The sequence below is a fragment of the Roseibium aquae genome (genome assembly GCF_008711285.1).
In the GTDB taxonomy this organism is placed as follows: Bacteria; Pseudomonadota; Alphaproteobacteria; order Rhizobiales; family Stappiaceae; genus Roseibium; species Roseibium aquae.
The window spans coordinates 192,774-212,042 of record NZ_VXDC01000008.1; the positions used below are offsets into that span (position 1 = coordinate 192,774).

Here is a 19,269-nt window from a genome sequence, read left to right on the forward strand (position 1 = left end):
CGGGAAAGCGAATCGTGAAGCCTCGGGCAACCATCATGGCGGATTGCCCTTCAGTTTCATCCAAACCTTTGACAATATTAGTTGAGGACAGGCATAGTTTCTTTTCCAGCAACAGGAAATCCGGCGAATGGTACACCCAATCGGGATTGCCCGGTCCTTCATCGTCAAGATACTGCTGGTTCTCCTTGCCTCCGTGACCTTGAGCATTCTTCTGATTGCGGCGATTTCCTACTTCAACATATACGAGATCACAGAGGACAATGCCTCCATCCGGGTTGACCGGGCGGCCCGCGCCGCCACGAGCCTTTTGACCCGGACCTATCCCAATACATTCGCCGTCGAGCGCGACCCAGGCGGCCAGCCGCTCCGGATCGATATAATGAGCGAAGACCCGGGGGCCGTCCTTACCTACACGGATGACTTTGACGGGCTACTTCGGGAAATCGGGTTGACGAATGAAGGGGCCGCCAACCTGTTCCGCTGGAACGGCGAAACGCAAGCCTTTGACCGGATTGTCACAACCTTTCGCACACCCGATGGCCAAATCCCGCCGCCCATGTCCATCGGTAAGGACCACCCCGCTTACGCGAACTTGTCAAACAGCACGGCCTATGTCGGCGAGGTTCCGGTCATGGGCAGGATGCGGTTGGCCTATTTGACCCCGATCCTAACGCGGGACCGCGAAGTTGCGGGGGCATTGGCTGTCGATGTCGGATGGGCGGACGACCTGATCGTGGCGCGCGGTCAAATCCAGAAAGAGGTATTTGGCGCTTCGCTGTTCATACTCGTGCTGGTCGCTGTGTGCAGTGGCATCATCATGCATTCGGCCACCCGCCCGCTGCGGGAAATGGCAGGCTTTGCCGAAGCCCTCGCGGACGGAAAACGCCTGGGACCTGTCCCCTATCTTGGCCGCGGGGATGAAGTGGGCGATCTGGCCCGCGGTCTTGCCAGAGTGGCGGATCTTCAAGCGAAACTGGAGCACATCGCCTATACGGACCCGATATCGGGGATCGGGAACCGGGCCCGTTTCCAGGCCGATCTCGAAAAGGCGGCTGCGAATGCAGACACTTCGCCTTTCATGCTGGTCCGCATCGATTTCGAAGGGTTCTCAAAGATCAATGACGCGTTCGGCCCGGCCGCCGGCGATTCGGTCCTGAGGAAGACAGGCCACAGGTTGAAACAGTGCATTCCCGACGGCGCGAATGCCTATCGCGTTTTCGGGGACGACTTCGCCGTGATCTTTCCCCTTCCGTCAGCAATCGGCGAGGTGGAGGCCCGGGGACTTGTCCAGCCGATGCTGGATACGATCGCGGCACCCCACATTCTTCCGGAAGGCGAAGTGCATGTCCTGCCCAATCTTGGGATTGCCCGCGTCCCCCTGGACGCCCTGGATGGAGACGGCGCCATTCGCAAGGCCGCCCTGGCGCTTCGCAACGCGCGCAAGACCATCAAGTCGTCGATCGTCTTTTTCTCCAAGGAACTGAGTATCGAGGCCAACAGGCAACTGTCCCTGGAAAGCGCCTTGCGGGGCAGCCTCGCACAAGGAAAACTGGAGGTGTTTTACCAGCCCCAGGTTTGCCTCAGGCGGATGAAACTGAAGGGGTTTGAAGCCCTCGCACGATGGCCGGATCCCAACGAAGGCTACATTTCCCCAGCGGATTTCATCCCGATCGCTGAGAAGACAGGCCTGATCATCGATCTGGGAACGTGGGTTCTTGATGAAAGCTGCCGCCAGGCGAAGCAGTGGGCGCAGGAAGGACTGCCTTTTGACTATGTGTCGGTCAATGTCTCTCCGGTGCAGATCTGGCAACCGAATTTCGAACGGATCGTGGAGGCCAGCCTCCAGCGTTATCACCTTCCCCCCTCCTATCTTTGCCTCGAAATCACCGAAAACGTGTTCATCGGTCATGACGAAGCCAGGATGATGGAGGTTCTCCGGAAACTCCGCGACTTGGGGGTTCTGCTGTCGCTGGACGACTTTGGGACGGGCTACTCGTCCTTGAGCTATCTGAACCGCCTACCGTTTTCCCAGTTGAAGATCGACCGCGCGTTCGTTACCGGGGCTCACCTCGACCCGGGCAAGGAGAAACTGTTGCGCGGTATGGTGAATTTGGGACAGACGCTGGGATTGAAGGTGATAACGGAGGGCACCGAGGTGATCGGAGAGATCTCGCTGGCCCGGCAGATCAATTGCGACGGCGTGCAGGGCTTTTATTACAGCAGACCCGTGCCCGCATGCGACATCCCCGACGTCATTGCCCGCATCAATGCCCTGCCGGCCCTCGTGCCCGCCCGCGGCAATGAGACTGTCCGGTCCGTCTGAGCAAGCGGCGCGGGATCGGATTCGCAGCCCGCAATGCCTATAAGTGATTTGGTGCGGACGACGGGACTCGAACCCGTATGACCGAAGTCGAGGGATTTTAAGTCCCTTGCGTCTACCAGTTTCGCCACGTCCGCGAGAGGGCGGGATGCGGGAGGAACACGTCCACCCAGTCCGGCAGAGCGCCCCGGCCCTGTCCATGCCCGGCCACGGCGTATCATCTAACCGGGTCGCTTTTGATCCGCAAGAACCCCGGCATCCCCGGAAGACGTTTTGGCCGCCTTTTGCCTGCCTCCACTGGAAATTCTCCCGCGACCTCTTTAACTGAATGACGAGACAGGATCGCGTGGGCGCGTTAGTGTTTAGCCACGAGGTGGTCCCGCCCTGCCTTCACAATAACCGCGACAAAAAGAAAAACAGACATGGTGACATACATCGACGCTGCCGAAGCCCCGTTGCGCAACACCGGCCAGGTTCGCCTGTACAGCCGGGACGACTATGCCGGCATGATGAAAGCCGGACAACTGACCGCAACCTGCCTGGACCAATTGGCGGATCTGGTGAAGCCGGGTTTGACCACCGCGGAAATCGATGACTTCGTGTTCGGCTTCGCCATGGCACATGGTGCGGTTCCGGCCACCTTGAATTATCGCGGCTACACAAAGTCGAGTTGCACCTCGATCAATCACGTGGTCTGCCACGGCATTCCAAATGACAAGCCCATGCGCGAGGGGGACATCGTCAATATCGACGTGACGCTGATCGTCGACGGATGGCACGGCGATTCCAGCCGGATGTATCCCGTCGGCAGCATCAAGCGGGCGGCCGAGCGGCTGATTGAAGTGACCTACGAGGCCCTGATGCGCGGGGTGGAAGCCGCCAAGCCCGGCAACACCACCGGCGACATCGGCGCTGCGATCCAGACCTTCGTGGAAGCTGAACGATGCTCGGTAGTCCGGGATTTCTGCGGTCATGGCCTGGGTTTGTTGTTCCATGACACGCCGAATATCCTGCACTACGGGCGCCCTGGCGAAGGCGTGGAACTCAAGCCCGGGATGATCTTCACCATCGAGCCGATGGTCAATCTTGGGCGGCCGCATGTGAAAGTCCTCAGCGATGGCTGGACCGCCGTGACACGGGACCGCTCGCTATCGGCCCAATTCGAACACTCCATCGGCATTACACCCGAGGGATGCGAGATTTTCACAACCTCACCGGGAGGTCTGCACATGCCCGGCTTTTCCACAACCTGACGGATTCCATGACAGAACCGACCGAGGGATTTGGCGAGAAAACCATAAAAAACCCGGGTTGGTCCGGCCACAGAGACCGCTTGCGGACACGATATAGGCAGGGCGGGGGAAGCGCGCTTCAAGACTACGAATTCCTGGAACTCGTGCTGTTTTCCGCCTTGCCCCGGCGCGACACGAAGCAGGTGGCCAAAGACCTTCTGAACCGGTTCGGCAGCTTCACGGCGGTGATCAACGCGCCGCGCGCGCGCCTTCTGGAGGTGAGAGGGATCGGCGAGGTTGCCGTCGACCAGCTTCACATCCTGCGGGACGCGGTTGTGCGGGCCACGCGGGAGGAGATCGTGGACCGCCGCCTTCTCGACAGCTGGTCGAAGGTCATCTCCTATGTCCAGTCGGCGATGGGGCACAGTGAGATCGAGCAGTTCAGGATTCTCTTTCTCGACAAGAAGAACGGACTGATCGCCGATGAAGTGCAACAGCAGGGCACGGTGGATCACACACCTGTCTATCCGCGGGAAGTGATGCGGCGGGCACTCGAGTTGCAGGCCACGGCCTTGGTGCTCATCCACAACCATCCGTCCGGAGATCCGACGCCGTCCCGCGCCGACATTCACATGACGAGGCAGATCATCGATATAGCCAAGCCGCTCGGCATCGAAGTGCACGATCACATCATCGTCGCGCGCGGGGCCCATGTCAGTTTTCGCGGCATGCAACTGATATGATCGCCGGGAGGGCTCCGGCGCGCGGTCGCATGACCGGGCAGATCAGCGGGATTGGGATCTGCACCGATCGAGTGCCTAAGGCCGGATTCATTCCGGGCGGAAGAGCTTTTTGATGCGGTTTTTCAAGAAGTCCGGCGCTCCACGGCGCCGTTAATCCTCTTCTAACCATCAATTTGGGGTTTTCCTTAACGGCTACCTTCTAGGATTGCACACACTTGCATATTGGAGGTCGGTTTGGATGACAGAAGCAGCAGGAGGTTCGGGTGGCCGCTTGGCCAATGCGATCATTCTGCCGATGTTCGCCATCGTCGCGATCGCCCTTGCGAGCGTGTTCGGCCTGATGGTGTGGTCGTCGAACCTGTCGGATCAAGCGGCCGAGCGCAGCGAGCGCCAGCTTCTGAATGGAGCCATCGATCTCAAGCTTGATCAAATGGCCAAGCAACAGGTCGGTTCCGTTGTTCTGGATCAGGCCTATTTCAAGGCTTCCGGCCCGATCATCGACCGCGAATGGGTCACGAGCAACATTGCGCGTCGGCTTTACAATACGCATGGCTTCACCGAAACCATCCTGATCAACAGGGCGTTTGAACCGTCCTTTACCTACTCTGCCACCAAGCCGCACGGCTGGGTCAGCGAGGCGCTTCTGGACGCTGTCGAACCGGCTGTGGCCAAGGTTAGAGCCCGCTATATCACGGGATTTAAGCGGACCCCGTCCGGGCTTTTCAGTTTCCGGCCCGATTTTCGGATCAACGAGCGCTCCTTGTCGGAAACCGGCCTCGTCGTGGTCGACGGTGTCCCTCATTTCATGAGCGCCTCGGCCATCGTTCCAGAACTCCAGTCGATCGCGGCGACCCGCCAACCGCCAACGGTTCTGATCAACTTGCGCCCGATCAACGCCACGGTGCTGGAAGGCGTGTCCACCGTTTCCAGCCTCCGCGATCTTCTGGTGTCGAAGACGCCAAACGACGCGGATGGGATCGCATCGACCGCATTGCACAATCCGCGCGGCAAGGTGGTGGGCTTCATCGACTGGCAAGTCAGCAGCCCGGGCACCACGATGATGACCCGGATCACGCCGGTCTTCGCCATCCTCGCGCTTGCGATTGTGGGCCTGACACTCGGTGTGATGACCTATATACGCCAAACGACAAGGCAACTGGCCCGCAGCGAGGCGCAGGCCGTTCACACCGCCCGGCACGACAGCTTGTCCGGCTTGCCCAACCGTGACCGCTTCAAGGTTCTGCTCGACAAGGCGCTTTCGAATACCGCCCATCGCGAAAAGGGGATCGCGGTCATCTACATAGACCTGGACCGCTTCAAGGACATCAACGACACGTTGGGCCATGGTGCCGGCGATACCGTCATTCGGGCCATCGCCTCGCGCATCAATTCGGTGCTCCCGGAAGACGGCGTTGTCGCACGCATCAGCGGCGATGAATTCGCCATGTTCATCCGCGACGCACGGGGCCGCGAATGGATCGAACATATTCTGACCCGCATCCAGGACCAGCTCACGATCCCCATTCGCATCGGCAGGAACGAACTGCATGTCAGCCTGTCGATCGGCGTCGCCATGTGCCCCCAGGACGGTACCCGGTCTGCGGATCTACTGCGCAAGGCGGATATTGCCCTTTACGACGCAAAGGCGGCTGGCCGCGGGCGATGGTCGTTCTTCGATCCGCTCATGGAACACCATATCCATTCGCAAGACCGGATCGCGCGGGACCTGCGCAAAGCCATCGACGACGACACGCTCGAACTTGCCTATCAGCCGCAATGCGGGCGGGACGGAAACCGCATTCTCAGTGTCGAAGCGCTTGCCCGGTGGACAGCCGAGGATGGCACCCCCATTCCGCCAAGCCGTTTCATTCCAATCGCGGAAGACACGGGGCTGATCAATGATCTGGGCCTCTGGGTCCTGCGCCGCGCCTGTGCCGATGCCGAGCGCTGGCCGGATATGCTGGTCTCCGTGAATGTCTCGCCGACCCAGTTCAAGCACCCCAGATTTGTCGAAAAAGTCGTCGGCACGCTGGCCGATTTCAATCTGCCGCCGGCACGGCTGGAGATCGAGGTCACCGAATCCGTCTTTGCCGGGCGCGACAAGGAGGTGCTGCATGCGCTGAAGCGCCTCAAGGACCTCGGGGTGAAAGTCGCGCTGGACGATTTCGGCTCCGGATATTCGAGCCTGAGCTACCTTCGCCGCTTTCCCTTCGACACACTCAAGATCGACCGGGACTTCCTCCACAATGTCGAGGACAATCAGGAGGCCCGTGACATCCTCCAAATCATGGTCCAGTTGGGAAAGGTTCTTGGCATGACGATTGTGGCGGAAGGTGTGGAATCGGCTGCGCAATACGCCTTCCTGCAGGACATTGGCTGCCACCGGATGCAGGGTTATTACATCTCTCGCCCGCTCAGCGCCGACAACCTTGTCGCCTTTCTGCAGGACTTTGAAAAACGAGCGGGCATGGATCGCGGTGTTGCGGCCCCGATGCCGCTCATCGCAGCCAAGGGCTGACCCGGCGGTCGCCTTTGCAGCGATCACACACCAAACAGGCGTGCATCCAGTTCGCGCTTCAAATCTGCGTAGGCTTGGAACGGATAAAGTGATCCGGGCGGTTCTGTGGCCGGCCGTTCCTTTTCCGCAAGATAGGCAAGGCCGGCCAGACCATACCGGGCCCGCACCATGTCCAGCAGCCAATGGCGATGCTGGTTCGCACGATGGACTGGCAACCGGTTGCCGGCACCGAGAAAGCGCCTGTGCGCCTCGACCTGCCCCAGAAATGGCTCAAGATTTTCCCGGTCGCGGGCGGACACCTCGCAGACCGGAACCTTCCAGTCGGCGTTGCGGCGCCTGGAAAGCGAAAGCGCACCTTCCACATCAGAGGCCGCCTGACGGGCGATCCGGCCCATATCCGCCTTGGTGACGGCAACGATATCGGGCAGTTCCATGACGCCGGCCTTCATGAACTGAAGACTGTCTCCCGATCCCGGCTGAATGCACAGCACAACCGTATCCGCCGCCTGCGCCAGATCGCTTTCCGATTGGCCGATGCCGACCGATTCCACAATCACCCGGTCGCTGACGGCCCGGAGCAAGGCGATCGCCGCGATGGCATGGTCGGACAGCCCTCCGAGCCGGTCCCGGGCCGCCATCGACCGGACGAAAACCTTCTGGTCGAGAGGATCCGTTTGCAGCCGGGTCCGGTCTCCCAGCAAAGCCCCCCCGGTAAAGCGGGAGGACGGATCGATGGCCAGGACGCTGACCTGTTCGCCATTCGCCCGGAAACTCTGGATCAAACAGTTTGTGAGGGTCGACTTGCCCACGCCGGGCGGTCCGGTCAGCCCCAGAACATGCCCGCCTGGCGCAAGAGCGGCCTTGTCGAGGAACGCGGCAATGGCGGGCTCCCCCTCCTCGGTCTCCAGACGCGTCAGCATACGCGACAGGGCGCGTTTCCCGCCGCGCCGAAGGCCGTCAAGATCCGGTAGATCGAGGGTCACGATCCCGCCTCCGGGGTCCCGCCATGGCGCCTAAAGGCAACCATTGCGCAGACCTCAACTCTTGGTGCGCAGCAATGTCGCTTGGGCCGCTGCCAATCTGGCGATCGGCACCCGGAACGGCGAACAGGACACATAGTCCAGGCCGATGCTCTCGCAAAAATGGATGGAGGATGGATCGCCCCCATGTTCTCCGCAAATGCCCAGCTTGATGCCGGGGCGGGTTTGCCGGCCGCGTTCCGAACCGATCCGGACCAATTCGCCGACCCCGTCCTGATCCAGAGACACGAACGGATCCTGTTCGATGAGCCCCTTGGCCTGGTAGGTCCCCAGGAAAGAGGCCGCATCATCGCGGGAAATTCCGAAAGTGGTCTGGGTCAGATCGTTCGTTCCGAAGGAGAAGAATTCGGCGGATTTGGCAATCTCGCCGGCCTGCAGGGCCGCGCGCGGCAACTCCACCATCGTGCCGACCTGATAATTGATCTCGACACCCGTTTCCCCCTTGACGGCATCGGCCATGGCCACGATCCGGTCCTTGACCAGATCCAGCTCGCCCTTCAAGCCGACAAGAGGCACCATGATTTCCAGGTGGACGGGCGAGCCGGTTTTCTTGCCCGCTTCCACCGCGGCCTCGAAGATCGCCCGAGCCTGCATTTCGGCGATTTCGGGATAGGATACCAGCAGCCGGCAGCCGCGATGGCCTAGCATCGGATTGAATTCCTCAAGATCCAGAGCCCTCTGGCGGAGCTTTTCGGCATCAACACCGATGGCTGCCGCAACCTCCCCCAACTCCTCGTCCGTCTTCGGCAGGAACTCGTGAAGCGGCGGGTCGAGAAGCCGGATCGTCACCGGCAAGCCTTTCATGATCTCGAACAGGTCCTTGAAGTCGTTGCGCTGCATGGGAAGCAGCTTCGCCAAGGCCGCGCGGCGCCCTGTCTCCTCGTCCGACAGGATCATTTCGCGGACCGCGATGATCCGGTCGCTGTCGAAGAACATATGCTCCGTCCGGCACAGGCCGATGCCTTCCGCGCCGAACTCGCGGGCCACGCGGGTATCGGCCGGGGTTTCCGCGTTCGTCCGCACCTTCATCCGGCGCTTGGCGTCGGCCCAGCCCATCAGAATGCCGAAATCGCCGGATAAAGTCGGCTGGAGCATGGCGACCTCCCCGGCCAGGATCTGGCCAGTGGCACCGTCAATCGTGATGATGTCACCCTTGTTGAGGAGCCGGCCAGCGGCGTTCACCGTGCCTTTTCGATAATCGATCCGCAGCGAGCCCGCGCCCGCGACACAGGGCTTGCCCATGCCCCGCGCGACGACCGCCGCATGGCTGGTCATGCCCCCGCGGCTTGTCAGAATGCCCTCGGCGGCGTGCATCCCGTGGATGTCCTCGGGACTGGTCTCGACCCGGACAAGAATCACCCGCTTTCCAGCGGCTCGGGCCTGTTCGGCCTCTTCCGAAGTGAACACGATCGCGCCCGAAGCCGCACCGGGCGAGGCCGGCAGGCCGGTCGCCACGATATCGCGTTTTGCCGCCGGATCGATGGTCGGGTGAAGCAGCTGATCGAGCGCGCCGGGCTCGACGCGCATGATGGCCTCCTCCTCGCTCAACAGGCCTTCGGCCACCATATCCACGGCGATCTTCAACGCCGCCTTCGCTGTCCGTTTGCCGGAGCGCGTCTGCAGCATCCAGAGTTTGCCCTGCTCGATGGTAAATTCGAGATCCTGCATGTCCCGGTAGTGCGTTTCCAGCTTGTCGCAAATGTCCCGGAATTCGGCGAAAGCTTCCGGCATGAGGGCTTCCAGGGACGGCTTGTCGGACCCGGCCTCCTTCTTGGCCTTTTCGGTGATGTCCTGAGGGGTTCGAATGCCCGCAACGACATCCTCGCCTTGCGCATTGACCAGAAATTCGCCGTAAAGAGCCCGCTCCCCGGTCGACGGATTTCGGGTGAAAGCGACACCGGTTGCCGATGTTTCCCCCATGTTGCCGAACACCATGGCCTGAACATTCACCGCCGTTCCCCAGTCGCCTGGAATGTCATGAAGCCGGCGGTAGGTTTTCGCCCTTGGGGTTTCCCATGACCCGAAAACGGCACCGATCGCCCCCCAAAGCTGCTCATCCGGATCCTGCGGGAACGGCCGGCCGAGATCGCGTTCCACAAGGGACTTGAATTTCTCGATGATGCCGACCCAGTCTTCGGCGGTGATTTCGGTGTCGAGTGAAAGCTCGTTCCGTTCCTTGTGATCCTCCAGAACCTCTTCGAACTCGCTGTGATCGACGCCAAGGACGACATCGGCATACATCTGGATAAACCGCCGGTAACTGTCATAGGCGAACCGCATGTCGTGGGCGGCGGCGCCGATCGCCTTCACGGTCTCATCGTTCAAACCAAGGTTCAGCACCGTGTCCATCATGCCGGGCATTGAGACCCGGGCACCGGAGCGCACCGAAACCAGCAAGGGCTTGTCCTTGTCGCCAAAGCCCCGGCCGGTCGCCACGCCAACCGTGTCAAGAGCCGCCTTCACTTGAGCCGCCAGTTCGTCCGGGTAGGATTGGCCATTCGCGTAGTAGTAGGTGCAGACTTCGGTGGTGATGGTGAACCCTGGCGGGACCGGAAGACCAAGGCTGCTCATCTCGGCCAGGTTCGCGCCCTTGCCGCCCAAAAGGCTCTTCATATCCGCGGCGCCTTCCGCAGACCCATTCCCAAAAGTGAAGACCCACTTGGTCATCTACTCCATCCTCCGTCGTGCACTGTAATTTCCGGTACCGCGCCATTTTGCACCGCACATACCTGCTATGGCTGCCCCTGCCCTGCAAGGACTTTTTTCGCCAGCTTTGGACCGGGCCGGGGACGGAAGCCGGGACAGGCACGGGGCTCGATCAGATTTAATTGATTTAGGCGGAATGCTGGAAAACGTTGGGATCCCTTGCCGAGCGGCCATATTGCCGCCATGGTGCCATAGCCAGACTGTGTGGACGGAACGTCCAGAGCTCGATAGACAAAAGGCCTATGAAAAACACGCTTCGCGCCACTCTTAAAACCCATTTGTTCCGCCATTCGGCGCGCCTGACGGCCGCGGCCGGGATCGCGGCCTGTGTGGCTGTCTTTCCAGCGGCGGCGGAAACAGTGGCCGATGGTGGCGGCTTGCCGGAACGCCATTACGGCACCCCACCGGATCTTCCCATCACCTTGTCAGGCAGCTATCTGGCCGGACGGCTGGCCGACGGCGCCAAGGATTTTGCCTCGGCGGCGGCTTTCTTTCAGGAGGCGTTGAACGAGGATCCGGACAACGACATCTTGCTGGAGCGGACATTCCTTCTCAAGCTGGCCAACGGCGAACTAACGGAAGCGACCTACTATGCCAACGAAATGGCGGGCGCCGGCATCAGCAATTTCCTCAGCCGCCTCGTGCTCGCCGGCGATTTCATGCTCTTGGGCAACTATCCGGACGCCATAACGCAGCTCGACAGGTCGGGCGCTGGCCCGCTCGCGCAGTTGTCCACCGGGATCGCGAAAGCCTGGGCCCTTTACGGCCGCGGGCAATTCAGCGCCGCGATCGACACCATAGACGCATTGAGCGGACCGGACTGGTTCGATGTCTTCAAGGCCAAGCACAAGGCCCAGATCGCGTATGCTGCCGGTGAAACCGCAGAAGCGCTGACCTTCATTGAAGAAGCCTATGCGGCTGACCAGGGCGCGATACGCGTAGTCGATTCCTACGCCCGGATCCTTGCCGGAAACGGTCAACGCGATGAAGCCCTGGCTGTCCTGGACGATTATGACCGCCTGCTGAACGGTCATCCATTGCTAACCCGCACGCGGCAGATCATCGAAGGCGGCAACCCGATCCCGCCGCTTGTGTCCGATCCCTCGGCGGGTATGGCTGAAATCATGTATGGACTCGGGTCCGCCATCGGGCGGGATGGCGCCGAGGAACTGGCGGCGGCTTATTTGCAGTTGGCTCTTCATCTCGACCCGACAGCCGAGTTTGCGGCCGTATCGCTCGCGGGCATCTACGAGCGGATGGAACAGTACGAGCGCGCCATCAGCGCCCTGAAGCTGGTTTCCCAGGACGCCTCGATGCACCGCGATGCGGAAATCCAGATCGCCATCAACTACAACCAGCTCGACCGACTTGAGGACGCACGCGCCCACCTTGCCGCACTGATCGAAGAGGAGCCGGAGGAGCTTGAGGCCATTATCACCCTCGGCAACGTGCTACGCTCCCACCAGAAATTTGCCGAAGCAGAGGAAATCTACTCAAAAGGTATCGAGAGCCTCGGAACGCTGAAGAACGAAAACTGGCTGTTGTTCTATTTTCGCGGGATCTGCCGGGAACGGCTTGGGAAGTGGGATGACGCGGAAAACGATTTCCGGACATCGCTCGAACTCAATCCTGACCAGCCGCTTGTGCTCAACTATCTCGGCTATTCACTGGTCGACCAGGGCCTCAAATTGGACGAGGCCCTTGAGATGATCCGCAAGGCCGTCGATCTGCGCCCGAATGACGGCTACATTGTCGACAGTCTCGGGTGGGCCTATTACCGGCTCGGCCGGTATGAGGAAGCGGTGGTTGAACTGGAGCGGGCTGTGGAACTGCGCCCGGCCGACCCGGTCATCAACGACCATCTTGGCGATGCCTATTGGAAGGTCGGGCGGAAACTGGAAGCCCGTTTCCAGTGGAACCACGCGCGCGATCTGGATCCCGAAGAAGACGAATTGCCAAAAATCCTCGACAAGATCGCGAACGGCTTGCCCGCCAACCCGGTGACCGACGCAGCGCAAGCTGAAAACGGCCAGAACGGCGGGTAACCCCCCTCGATGCCGGAGGAATTGACCGCTTCAGGCGCCGCGGGACTGGCCTGCGCGAAAATCAACCTGACCCTGCATGTCACCGGCCGGCAGGAGGACGGATACCACCGGCTTCAGTCGCTGGTGGTCTTTGCCAGCATCGCGGACCGCATCACGGCGCATCCAGCGTCGGCGCAATCGCTGACGATCGGCGGACCCATGGCCCCAGACCTGATCCCGGTGCGAAGCGACAATCTGGTACTGAGAGCGGCGGATGCCTTTCTGCGCGCGGCGGGATTGGATGTTTCCTACCGCTTCCACCTGGAAAAGACCCTGCCGGTGGCGTCGGGGATCGGCGGCGGCTCGGCGGACGCGGCCGCGGTCCTGCGGGTGCTGAGCCAGCTTCACCCAGGTCTTGTGTCTTCCGAAGCGCTTGAAGAACTCGCGCTTGGGCTTGGTGCCGATGTCCCGGTTTGTCTCGCCTCACGCTCGGCGGTGATGTCGGGCATCGGGGAGATCGTGTCCCCCGCGCCAGCTCTGCCGCCGCTCGGGCTTGTTCTTGTCAATCCGGGTGTATCCGTTCCAACCCCAGCCGTCTTCAAGGCCCTGACGCGCCGGAGCAATCCGCCAATGCCGGATCTGCCCGACCGGATCCAAACACTTGCCCAACTTGCCGGTCTGCTTGAAAGGACCCGCAACGATCTTGAAGCCCCAGCGGTCGCCGTTTGCCAGCAGATCAGCGAAGTGTTGTCGGCGCTTGCGGCCGATCGGGATATCGCCTTTGCCCGGATGTCAGGATCCGGGGCGACCTGTTTCGGCCTGTGCGCCCGGGAAGACGCCGCAGATATTGCCGTGCGCCTGCGCGCGGCGCACCCGGCTTGGTGGGTGGCCGGCGGGGAAATCGTTTAGACAGCGGCGGGCGTTGCCAACAAACGCCGGTTTCTCTTGAGCAATGCGCGCTCTAGCCGGGAGCAGCCGCCCCAATCCGACTGGGAGAAAAGGCTCGCCAACTCAGAGTGTTGGAGGATCTCAGTTCACCCGCGAGATACAAAAGGCCACCGCATCGGCCAGGGCGTCCCGGTGGGGCCCCTCCGGCAACGCATCAAGGGCGGACAAGGCGTTTTCGCCGTAGATCCGGGCGCGCTGAACGGTGTCGGTGATCGCATCGTACTTTGCCATCAGGCGGATTGCCTCGTCCAGATCGCCGTCCTGCAGAGAATCTCCCTCAAGGCACCGCTTCCAGAAGCCGCGCTCGGCATCGGTCCCCCGGCCAACGGCGAACACGACGGGCAACGTTATCTTTCCCTCCCGGAAATCGTCGCCAATCTGCTTGCCAAGATCGGCGCTGGATCCACCGTAGTCCAACGCGTCGTCCACAAGCTGGAACGCGAGCCCAAGCTGCATACCATAGGACCGCGCGGCAGCCTTCATGGCATCGCTCTGTTCCGCGATGACCGGACCGACCTCCGCAGCCGCGGCAAAGAGAGCCGCGGTCTTTGCCTCGATCACCTTCAAGTACTGATCTTCCGTGGTTGTGATGTTCTTGGCGGCACCGAGTTGCATCACCTCGCCTTCGGCGATGACAGCCGAGGCTTCCGACAGAATGCGCAGCGACTCCAAAGATCCGACATCGACCATCATCTTGAAGGCCTGGCCGAGCAAATAGTCGCCAACAAGAACGCTCGCCTGGTTTCCCCACAGCTTGCGAGCGGCAAGTTTGCCGCGGCGCATATCGCTCTCATCCACGACATCGTCATGCAGGAGGGTCGCGGTATGCATGAATTCGACCGACGCCGCGAGCATGACATGGCCCGCACCCCGGTAACCGAACATGTCCGCGCAGGCGAGGGTCAGCATGGGGCGAAGCCGCTTGCCGCCGGACGAGATCAGGTGCCGGGCGATTTCCGGGATCAACTCGACATTCGACCCGGCCTTTGACAGGATCAGCTCGTTCACCTTGTCCATGCCGTCGGAAACCAGCTCGACCAGTTTCTCGATGCTCGGCGCGGGTGTGGTGTCTTTTGACACGGATGCGATGACCGCCACTTACGGCACTCCCTCTTTACAGTTGAGCGGACAATATGGTGCCGGGCCGCGCGGGGCAAGGGAGCAATTGTTTGACAAACAGCCCAAAAACTTTCACCAGCAAATGCAATCGGACAACAACGCAGACCTTTCCGACACCAAGCCGAGGCACCATGGAAGAACTGGTACGGACCAACGATCCCGTCCTAATTTCCTTTCTCGAATCGCTCCTGGACGAGGCGGGGATCGTTCATTTCATTGCTGACGGCAACATGAGCATTCTGGAGGGGTCCATTTCGATGATCCCGCGCCGGGTTCTGGTGGATTCCGACCAGATCCACAAGGCGCGCCTGATCCTGACCGAGGCTGGCCTGGCCCATGAACTGCGGCCGGAAAAACGGACGTCATGAACCGCCCATCCGGATCCGCCGCAAGCGAGGAGACCACCCGGGACGCGTTTCTGGGAGGACGGGTTCATGTCTTCCAGCCGGCCCATGGCCGTCATCGTGCCGGCCTTGATGCGGTCTATCTGGCGGCCGCCCTGCCGGACACCGTGACCGGCCATGTCGTCGATCTGGGCGCAGGCGTTGGAACGGCGGGAATGTGCGCGGCAGCCCGGCTGCCGGCGATCACCGTGACGCTGGTCGATGTCGACCCGGTTGTAGTGGCCCTTGCCGAAAAGGGTTTGGCGGATCCCGAGAACGCTTCTTTCGCCGGGCGGGTCGGGCTGATTGCCGGTGACATCACCGCCAAGGGCAGCGCGCGGCATCAAGCCGGCCTGCTCCCCGGACTGGCCGACCATGTCATCATGAACCCGCCCTATTATGAAGCCGATCGCTTCCGGGCATCGCCAAAGACGGACCGGGCCGGTGCGCACATGCTCGATGAACGCGGTCTGGAGCCCTGGGCGCGCACGGCCACCGATCTTGTGCGCGAAGGTGGCAGCTTGACCACGATTTTCCGCGCGGACGGACTGCAGCATGTGCTCGATGTCCTGTCGGGCCGGTTTGGAGCGATCGACATCGTCCCCTTGCGTCCGCGCCCAGACGCCCCGGCCACCCGAATCATCATTCGGGCCATACGCGCCAGCAAGGCTCCCTTGCGGCTCCTTCCCGGCTTTGTGCTTCACACGGGCCAAGGGTCGGATTTCACCGAACAGGCCCGATCCGTGATGCGTGACGGCATGGGGCTCGGGCTGGCGGCGTGCAGGTAAGGCTTCCGGAAGGGGCAGGAAGCGCTTGGATGATCAACTGTCGCCCGTAGGCAGTACGCCAGCCCTTCCTGAGGTGGCACATTCAAACATCCGGCGTTTAGAAAACGCCCAGAAGATGCTCAAACACGCTGGAGTCGACTGCTTTCGGGCGATAGCCGTTTCCGGCTTATCGCCCGGTGATCTAATGAATGCGGATCTCGCAATCCGCATAGCGGAAATCGGCCGGGCCTATCAGGTTTTGATGGGCAAGGCGAACCGCATGGATACGGCCCTCGATCTCCGTTTCCCAAAACCGGAGAAACTTCTTCAGTTCCGGAAAATGCGGCGCAAGATCCTCAGTCTGCCACAGAAAACTTTGCAGAAGCTTGGGGTAGTCCGGCATCCGGTACAAGATTTCGGCGGTCAGCAGCCCATAGCCAAGGATCTGTTTTTGAAAATCGCGGCTTGCTTCCATGATCTCCTCGCTTTCCTTTCGACGGATCGGAAATTGTTGACGAGATCAGGTTAACGAAATCTGAAATCCAATAAAATAACACTTATTTCCAATAACTTAGCAGCCACCCCGTCGAGCTGCTGCCAAACACGGTGCTCTGGCGGGCAAGCCGCTTATTCGCTCTGAATGCTGGTGAGGTATCCCAGAAAGGACGCAATGTCGTCCGGCTCGAATGCGATCTCCGGCATCCCCTCGTGCCCCGTGACGATGCCTTCGGCGAGGCTCTCTTCGAGCGTGTAGAGCGGATAAAGCCTGGACAGGTCCCGGAAAGCCGGCGCGCCATCCACCGCACTCAAATCGTCCCGCCCCACCGCGTGGCAGGCCGCGCAATGGATCTCGGCGATTTCCAGACCGGTCGCGACACTGGCGGGATCGTCCGGATAGCCTCCCGATTGGGCCAGCGCAGTCTGAACCGAAAGGACCGGTCCGAGCACCGCAAGACCCATGAACTGCAGAAGTCTCTTTGATGTCCGCATGATTCGCCTCCCTCATCACACTTCGAGCCATACCGCGCATGATGACGCAGGACCATAGGGAGGATTACGATGGCCGCGATTGAGGCGAATTTCCCTCGCCCCCTTTCCAGCCCCCTCTGAAAGACGCAAGTATAGGCGCATATGCGACGAGAGGCGGCCAAAAGAGCCGATAAGGAGGACACATGACCGCAAAGCCCCTGCCCGGCACAATCGACGAGACCGCAGCGCTTCTGGAAAGCGCCGGCTATGTCGCCGACCGGTCTCTCGCCACGGTCCTGCACCTTTCACTGCGGATGAGACGTCCGCTTTTTCTCGAGGGTGAAGCAGGGGTCGGCAAGACCGAAGTCGCGAAAGTGCTCTCGGACACGCTCGGGCGGGACCTGATCCGGCTGCAATGCTACGAGGGGCTCGATGTCAACTCGGCAGTCTACGAATGGAACTATTCGGCCCAGATGATCGAAATCCGCGTTGCCGAGGCCGCCGGCGACACGGACCACAAGACGCTGGCGAGTTCGATTTTCGACGAGCGCTTCCTGATCAAGCGGCCCGTGCTCAAAGCGCTCGAACCCTCCTTGAAAGGCCCGCCCGTTCTCCTGATCGACGAGTTGGATCGCGCGGACGAGGCCTTCGAAGCCTTCCTTCTGGAGGTTCTGGCCGACAGCCAGGTGACCATCCCCGAACTCGGGACGATCACGGCCGCCGAGCCGCCCATCGTCATCATCACCACGAACCGCACACGCGAGATCCACGACGCGCTGAAGCGCCGCTGCCTCTATCATTGGGTGGATTACCCGGATGCGGCCCGCGAACTCGAAATCGTGCGCCGCAAGGTGCCAGGCGCCGCGCACCGGCTGGCGCAAGAGGTGGTGGCCTTCGTCCAGCACCTGCGCGCCGAAGAAGACCTGTTCAAACAGCCGGGCGTGGCGGAAACGCTGGACTGGGCGACGGCGCTCTCCGAGTTGAACGAAATCGCGCTCGATCCCGACATCGCCTCGGATACGCTTGGTGTTCTCTTGAAATATCAGGACGATATCGAACGGGTCCGCGGGTCGAAGGTCCGCCAGATGGTGGAGGATATCCGCAAGGACACCGCCCGCGCGGACCACCAACCGGCGTCGATCGGTTGACCGAATGAAGACCTCAATCCTGTCCTCCTCCGACAGCCGGATCGTTGACAACATAGTCTATTTCGCCCGCACGCTGCGCAAGGCCGGCCTGCCAGCCGGTCCGGCGACCGTGGTGGATGCCGTGCGCGCCGTCGAAGTGTCCGGCATACGAAGCCGCGACGATCTCTACTGGACGCTGCACGCGGTTTTCGTGCGCAAACGCGAGCATCGGGTTCTGTTCGACGAGGCGTTCCGGATCTATTGGCAAAGCCGCGGATTGATCGAGAAGATGCTCGCGATCCTCTCGCCGGTGGCCCCGCCGCGCGGACAGCCAGAAAAGCCCAAGGCAGGCCAGACCCGGGTCTCCCAAGCCTTCCAGGCCGCAAAGGAGCGGGTGAGCGAGGAAACCAGGCCGCAGGTCGAGGTGGATGCAACCTTCACCGTTTCTGGCAAGGAAGTCATCCAGTCCAAGGACTTCGCCCAAATGACCGCCGAAGAGGTGTCGGCCGCCAAGCAGGCCCTGCGCGCGATGAGGCTGCCCAAGGACACGATCCGCCGGCGGCGTCTCATAGCCGCCCATCGGGGCCGCATCGATCCGCGGCGGACCTTGCGCGCCTCCATGCGGTCCGGTGGGGGCATGATCGACCTGAAGTTCCGCACGCCACAGGAAAAGCGCCCGCCAATCGTGGCGCTGTGCGATATTTCAGGTTCCATGAGCCAGTATTCCCGGCTGCTTCTGCATTTCATGCACGGGGTGATGGCGGAACGGCGCGACGTCCATACGTTTTTGTTCGGTACCCGGCTGACCAACGTGACGCGCCATCTGCGCATGAAGGATCCGGACGAGGCATTGGAGGCCTGCTCAGAGTCCGTCGCGGATTGGTCCGGCGGCACGCGGATCGCTACCGCGTTGCATGCATTCAATCGGCTTTGGTCGCGCCGCGTCTTGTCCGGCAATCCGACCGTTCTGTTGATCACGGATGGATTGGAGCGGGATACCGATGAGGATCTCGCGCGGGAAATGGATCGACTGCACCGGTCCTGCCGGCGGCTCATCTGGCTGAACCCGTTGTTGCGCTTCGACGGTTTTGAAGCCAAGGCAAAGGGCATCCGGGCGATGCTTCCGCATGTCGACGAATTCCGCGCAGCCCACTCGCTCGACGCGATTGAGGACTTGGTCGCCGCTCTCGCAGACAAACCGTCCCGTCCGGCGGTCGCTGCACCGCGATCCTGGCTCGCGGAGGACAGAGCAATTCGCGGTCAGGCTAAGGCGGCAGCTCCGATCTGAGGCGAAACCTGTCCCTGCCCGTTTGGGGCCGGGCGGGGACAGGTTGTCCGGGACGCGATGCCGAAGGAGGGCGATCGCGGTGTCG

The 19,269-nt window shown here is 61.4% G+C and carries 15 protein-coding genes and 1 tRNA gene; 10 read left to right on the forward strand and 6 right to left on the reverse strand.

From position 1 onward, the window contains the following. Positions 1-127 precede the first annotated feature (127 nt). A complete protein-coding gene (locus tag F0184_RS14565) occupies positions 128-2,323 on the forward strand; it encodes a bifunctional diguanylate cyclase/phosphodiesterase (RefSeq protein ID WP_150496916.1) in 2,196 nt (731 codons plus the stop codon). A 49-nt stretch (positions 2,324-2,372) separates the two neighbouring features. Here F0184_RS14565 and F0184_RS14570 read toward each other — a convergent pair. Beyond that, positions 2,373-2,457 (reverse strand) — tRNA-Leu (locus tag F0184_RS14570). A 285-nt stretch (positions 2,458-2,742) separates the two neighbouring features. Here F0184_RS14570 and map point away from each other — a divergent pair. The 3 genes from map to F0184_RS14585 all read left to right on the forward strand — a co-directional run bounded on the left by map (position 2,743) and on the right by F0184_RS14585 (position 6,813). Next, positions 2,743-3,573, forward strand: a complete 831-nt coding sequence (gene map, locus F0184_RS14575; protein WP_150496917.1) for a type I methionyl aminopeptidase — start codon at positions 2,743-2,745, stop codon at positions 3,571-3,573. Between the two features lie 8 nt (positions 3,574-3,581). Next, positions 3,582-4,295, forward strand: coding sequence for a RadC family protein (gene radC / locus F0184_RS14580; protein WP_150496918.1), 714 nt, complete (start codon positions 3,582-3,584; stop codon positions 4,293-4,295). A 238-nt stretch (positions 4,296-4,533) separates the two neighbouring features. Continuing rightward, positions 4,534-6,813, forward strand: coding sequence for a putative bifunctional diguanylate cyclase/phosphodiesterase (locus F0184_RS14585; protein WP_150496919.1), 2,280 nt, complete (start codon positions 4,534-4,536; stop codon positions 6,811-6,813). Positions 6,814-6,836: 23 nt separating this feature from the next. On the opposite strand, the gene F0184_RS14590 is transcribed toward F0184_RS14585, so the two are convergent. Together F0184_RS14590 and ppdK are read right to left on the reverse strand one after the other, a co-directional pair. After that, complete coding sequence (locus tag F0184_RS14590; protein WP_150496975.1) at positions 6,837-7,733, reverse strand: ArgK/MeaB family GTPase; 897 nt, start codon at positions 7,731-7,733, stop codon at positions 6,837-6,839. Positions 7,734-7,850: 117 nt separating this feature from the next. Then, the gene (gene ppdK / locus F0184_RS14595; protein WP_150496920.1) at positions 7,851-10,520 is read right to left on the reverse strand and encodes a pyruvate, phosphate dikinase; all 2,670 of its coding nucleotides are present in this window, start codon (positions 10,518-10,520) and stop codon (positions 7,851-7,853) included. A 281-nt stretch (positions 10,521-10,801) separates the two neighbouring features. Here ppdK and F0184_RS14600 point away from each other — a divergent pair, with 281 nt between their 5' ends. Both F0184_RS14600 and F0184_RS14605 read left to right on the forward strand, forming a co-directional pair. Continuing rightward, positions 10,802-12,604 (forward strand): tetratricopeptide repeat protein, encoded by a 1,803-nt coding sequence (locus F0184_RS14600; RefSeq protein ID WP_150496921.1) that lies wholly within the window; start codon positions 10,802-10,804, stop codon positions 12,602-12,604. Between the two features lie 9 nt (positions 12,605-12,613). Continuing rightward, positions 12,614-13,492, forward strand: a complete 879-nt coding sequence (locus F0184_RS14605; RefSeq protein WP_150496922.1) for a 4-(cytidine 5'-diphospho)-2-C-methyl-D-erythritol kinase — start codon at positions 12,614-12,616, stop codon at positions 13,490-13,492. A 120-nt stretch (positions 13,493-13,612) separates the two neighbouring features. On the opposite strand, the gene F0184_RS14610 is transcribed toward F0184_RS14605, so the two are convergent. Continuing rightward, positions 13,613-14,629: a polyprenyl synthetase family protein gene (locus F0184_RS14610; RefSeq protein ID WP_371871151.1), complete on the reverse strand. Its 1,017-nt coding sequence runs from the start codon at positions 14,627-14,629 to the stop codon at positions 13,613-13,615. Between the two features lie 152 nt (positions 14,630-14,781). Here F0184_RS14610 and F0184_RS14615 point away from each other — a divergent pair, with 152 nt between their 5' ends. Together F0184_RS14615 and F0184_RS14620 are read left to right on the forward strand one after the other, a co-directional pair. Beyond that, on the forward strand, positions 14,782-15,018 hold the full coding sequence (locus tag F0184_RS14615) for a putative signal transducing protein (protein WP_150496923.1): 237 nt from the start codon (positions 14,782-14,784) through the stop codon (positions 15,016-15,018). Continuing rightward, a complete protein-coding gene (locus tag F0184_RS14620) occupies positions 15,015-15,821 on the forward strand; it encodes a tRNA1(Val) (adenine(37)-N6)-methyltransferase (protein WP_150496924.1) in 807 nt (268 codons plus the stop codon). The genes F0184_RS14615 and F0184_RS14620 overlap by 4 nt, the downstream gene beginning before the upstream one ends. Positions 15,822-16,002: 181 nt before the next feature. Here F0184_RS14620 and F0184_RS14625 read toward each other — a convergent pair whose 3' ends face one another. After that, entirely contained in the window at positions 16,003-16,275 is a 273-nt protein-coding gene (locus F0184_RS14625; protein ID WP_150496925.1) for an usg protein, read from the reverse strand. A gap of 152 nt (positions 16,276-16,427) precedes the next feature. Further along, positions 16,428-16,790, reverse strand: coding sequence for a c-type cytochrome (locus tag F0184_RS14630; protein ID WP_172972117.1), 363 nt, complete (start codon positions 16,788-16,790; stop codon positions 16,428-16,430). Positions 16,791-16,972: 182 nt separating this feature from the next. Between F0184_RS14630 and F0184_RS14635 the strand changes: the two genes are divergently transcribed. Together F0184_RS14635 and F0184_RS14640 are read left to right on the forward strand one after the other, a co-directional pair. Beyond that, a complete protein-coding gene (locus F0184_RS14635; RefSeq protein WP_150496926.1) occupies positions 16,973-17,917 on the forward strand; it encodes an AAA family ATPase in 945 nt (314 codons plus the stop codon). Positions 17,918-17,921: 4 nt separating this feature from the next. Continuing rightward, positions 17,922-19,184 carry a vWA domain-containing protein gene (locus F0184_RS14640; protein WP_150496927.1) on the forward strand — a complete coding sequence of 421 codons (1,263 nt, stop codon included), beginning with the start codon at positions 17,922-17,924 and terminating at the stop codon, positions 19,182-19,184. Positions 19,185-19,269: the final 85 nt, after the last annotated feature.

Bases quoted from the DNA above. Each gene is read 5' to 3' on its own strand.
- F0184_RS14630 (WP_172972117.1), bottom strand. From the start codon at position 16,790: ATGCGGACATCAAAGAGACTTCTGCAGTTCATGGGTCTTGCGGTGCTC.
- F0184_RS14600 (WP_150496921.1), top strand. From the start codon at position 10,802: ATGAAAAACACGCTTCGCGCCACTCTTAAAACCCATTTGTTCCGCCAT.
- F0184_RS14615 (WP_150496923.1), top strand. From the start codon at position 14,782: ATGGAAGAACTGGTACGGACCAACGATCCCGTCCTAATTTCCTTTCTC.
- F0184_RS14635 (WP_150496926.1), top strand. From the start codon at position 16,973: ATGACCGCAAAGCCCCTGCCCGGCACAATCGACGAGACCGCAGCGCTT.
- ppdK (WP_150496920.1), bottom strand. From the start codon at position 10,520: ATGACCAAGTGGGTCTTCACTTTTGGGAATGGGTCTGCGGAAGGCGCC.
- F0184_RS14625 (WP_150496925.1), bottom strand. From the start codon at position 16,275: ATGGAAGCAAGCCGCGATTTTCAAAAACAGATCCTTGGCTATGGGCTG.
- F0184_RS14565 (WP_150496916.1), top strand. From the start codon at position 128: ATGGTACACCCAATCGGGATTGCCCGGTCCTTCATCGTCAAGATACTG.
- radC (WP_150496918.1), top strand. From the start codon at position 3,582: ATGACAGAACCGACCGAGGGATTTGGCGAGAAAACCATAAAAAACCCG.
- F0184_RS14590 (WP_150496975.1), bottom strand. From the start codon at position 7,733: ATGCTGACGCGTCTGGAGACCGAGGAGGGGGAGCCCGCCATTGCCGCG.
- F0184_RS14605 (WP_150496922.1), top strand. From the start codon at position 12,614: ATGCCGGAGGAATTGACCGCTTCAGGCGCCGCGGGACTGGCCTGCGCG.
- F0184_RS14620 (WP_150496924.1), top strand. From the start codon at position 15,015: ATGAACCGCCCATCCGGATCCGCCGCAAGCGAGGAGACCACCCGGGAC.
- map (WP_150496917.1), top strand. From the start codon at position 2,743: ATGGTGACATACATCGACGCTGCCGAAGCCCCGTTGCGCAACACCGGC.
- F0184_RS14585 (WP_150496919.1), top strand. From the start codon at position 4,534: ATGACAGAAGCAGCAGGAGGTTCGGGTGGCCGCTTGGCCAATGCGATC.
- F0184_RS14640 (WP_150496927.1), top strand. From the start codon at position 17,922: ATGAAGACCTCAATCCTGTCCTCCTCCGACAGCCGGATCGTTGACAAC.